Source organism: Bacillus sp. 123MFChir2 (genome assembly GCF_000383235.1).
Taxonomy (GTDB): Bacteria; Bacillota; Bacilli; order Bacillales; family Bacillaceae_G; genus Bacillus_A.
On sequence record NZ_KB911017.1, the window covers coordinates 1 to 2,718 of the forward strand.

The 2,718-nt window shown below is 34.3% G+C and carries 3 protein-coding genes and 1 pseudogene; 1 reads left to right on the plus strand and 3 read right to left on the minus strand.

The genetic code is table 11. The annotated features are described in order from the left end of the window. Positions 1 to 426 precede the first annotated feature (426 nt). Entirely contained in the window at positions 427 to 810 is a 384-nt protein-coding gene (gene gcvH, locus H280_RS0122705; protein WP_020063382.1) for a glycine cleavage system protein GcvH, read from the minus strand. A gap of 41 nt (positions 811 to 851) precedes the next feature. Further along, a complete protein-coding gene (locus H280_RS0122710) occupies positions 852 to 1,217 on the minus strand; it encodes an arsenate reductase family protein (protein ID WP_020063383.1) in 366 nt (121 codons plus the stop codon). A gap of 353 nt (positions 1,218 to 1,570) precedes the next feature. On the opposite strand from H280_RS0122710, the gene H280_RS0122715 reads away from it, so the two are divergent. Further along, a complete protein-coding gene (locus H280_RS0122715) occupies positions 1,571 to 2,014 on the plus strand; it encodes a DUF3978 family protein (RefSeq protein WP_020063384.1) in 444 nt (147 codons plus the stop codon). A 329-nt stretch (positions 2,015 to 2,343) separates the two neighbouring features. Here the strand turns inward: H280_RS0122715 and H280_RS24275 are convergent. Next, positions 2,344 to 2,718 (minus strand): annotated as a pseudogene (locus H280_RS24275) (methyl-accepting chemotaxis protein); the annotation flags it as partial.

The following is a 2,718-nucleotide window of genomic DNA, read 5'->3' on the forward strand; positions in this document are numbered from 1 at the left end:
GTGCTTTTTACCTCGCAGGAAGAAGCGAAGCCACCGAACATTCTAGCCGCTGGAACTGGATAATGATTAAAAGCGGAAGCGGCTTGGGCAGAATGCGAGGGGGGGTAAAACTTCCAATTTGTTTCCAAAAAATAGTAACTACTCAGCTATACCTTTTAGAAATTTAGAAAAGGGTATGATACTGGTGAAGATGTGTCTCTCTATTACTTATGGCATATAGACTGCTGTCATGCAAACAGGGCGGGCACCTGCACGTATTGTCTGCTTTTGTTTTCAAACCTTGCACGTGGCAGGAAAAAAACCTGACCGCTCCTATGTATCCCCAGTCCCTCTCGACCATTTTAAAAATGCTTTTCTGCTTTTTTTCATACAGTAACTGAGTAGTTACAAAAAATAAAAAGACAGCTCACGGCTGTCTTTTCCAAATTAGTCTTGATTAATCATTTCTTCGTATTGCTCTGCAGTTAATAATTTCTCCACTTGGCCTGCATCTTCAAGCTCAACTTTAACCATCCATGCACCTTCGTATGGAGATTCGTTAACAAGTTCTGGCTTGTCATTTAAGTCTTCGTTTACTGCTACAACTTTACCTGCTACAGGTGCGTATAGTTCAGAAACTGTTTTAACAGACTCTACGCTTCCGAATGGCTCGTCAGCTTCAATTGCTGCACCAACTTCAGGAAGTTCCACGAATACGATATCTCCTAATTCGTGTTGTGCGAAATCTGTAATACCGATGATAACTTGGTTGCCTTCAACTTGTACCCATTCGTGCTCTTCAGAGTAACGTAATTGTTTTGGAATGCTCATGTCTGTACCTCCAATGAATGTATTAATTATGTAAAAGCACCTTATTGGTACTTTTTCCACACACTTTCAAATTGCTCTTCATTAAAGCCAACTGTTACATCATTACCGCCTGTTACAATTGGTCGTTTGATTAACATGCCATCAGAAGCTAGCATGTCTAATATTTCCTCTTCACTTGCATCTTTTAGCTTGTCCTTTAATCCAAGCTCGCGGTAACGCACTCCACTTGTGTTAAAGAATTTTTTTAATGGTAATTCACTTTTTTCATATATACTACGAAGTTCCTCCTTAGAAGGCGGATTTTCGACAATATGAACCATTTCATACGCTACATCATTTGTTTCTAACCATTTTTTTGCCTTTTGGCATGTTCCACATTTTGGGTATGAATAAAATGTTACTGACATACATTCACCTACTTTTCACTAACCTTTACCCTTATCATATAAAAAATATTTTTTCATTTCAAACTTTAACTTATTTCGCTAAAAATTTCTTTTATCCTGCAAAATTTTTATTTTTTTACAGAGTCTTAAAAACATTTTACTACCGAAAAAATTATCTCGATAAAGCATTATAATATATCAATATACCGTTTTTGAAATAATTAATGTTATATTAATTTATATTGTTTTTTAATAAATCATCATGTATTCTCTTTAAAGTACAATAAAAATTCTTAACCTTATCTTGAAACTTTTATATTAATTCTTTTGTTCTATACTTTATAGTACATAAAGAAAAGGAGATCATTTATTATATGGAGCTACAAATTCAATCAGTAATCCAAGAACACATTCACGAATTCACAGATCAAACTATTATTCAATTGCAACTTGAAGAACTAGATCCGTTCACAGACACAAAGTTAAAAACAACAACATTGTCCATTACGATAAACAAAGAAATTCTCCAGTTTCGGATTACAGTTCAAAGTGGAATACAAAACAATATGTACTGTAAAACGTATGCCGTTCCTGTAAAAGCATTTCACTACATCCTTGCATCGACACAAGAAGATTCAGAACAAGTAAATGCGAATATGCAAGTATTTGGACATCAAGGTGAATTCCTCTTACATGAGAAACTTTCCTTACATCATGTAAATAGCATTCGCGCAACATATTCAGAATTTACAGAGTTTTTTGTAACATTAAACGAAAAGGTTACAAAATATATCAATCAATATAGACAATCTCTTTAAACTCTCACATAATATTTTATTGATATAATAAATGTAAGATAAAATGAAAAAAAGAGACGGACTGTCAACTCCCCACCACTTACACGCTCATACCTTTTAAAGTTTTGGGGTTTTCATTAGCCGTCTCTTATATAAATCCATTTTGACTTTTCAACATATAGATTGCTGCTATGTAGAAAAAAAGATTCTGCTACTTTCTTTCTCCCTTTGTTTGAACTTCGCATGTGGCAGGAAAAGGCCCTGACCGCTTCCGCGCATGGTCAGACGCTCTTGCCCACCTAAATGAAAAGGGGTTTGTGTAAGTTTTTTAATTTGGATTTATATATTTTTTATTCTTTAATTTTAAATTGTGAAATCAATCCTTCTAATTCTTCGATTTTTTTCTTTATTTGCATGGATTGATTTGTTATTTCTGTAATGGATGATGCTTGTGTTTGAATTGCTTGTACAGTCTCATTCGTATCTTTTTCTACTTTTGTAGAAGTTTCTGACACTACTGATAGTGAAGCATTAATTTCTTCCGTTCCAGCAGACATTTCTTCTGTTGTAGCTGACACTTCTTGAACTTGCTGCGTTATATTATGAATGTCTTTCATAATAATTGAAAATGCTTGATCTGCTTCATTAGCAGCATTTCTTCCTTGCGTTGCTTCTTCTTGTCCTTTTTTCATGATTTGAACAGTATCTTTTGTATCTTGCTGGAT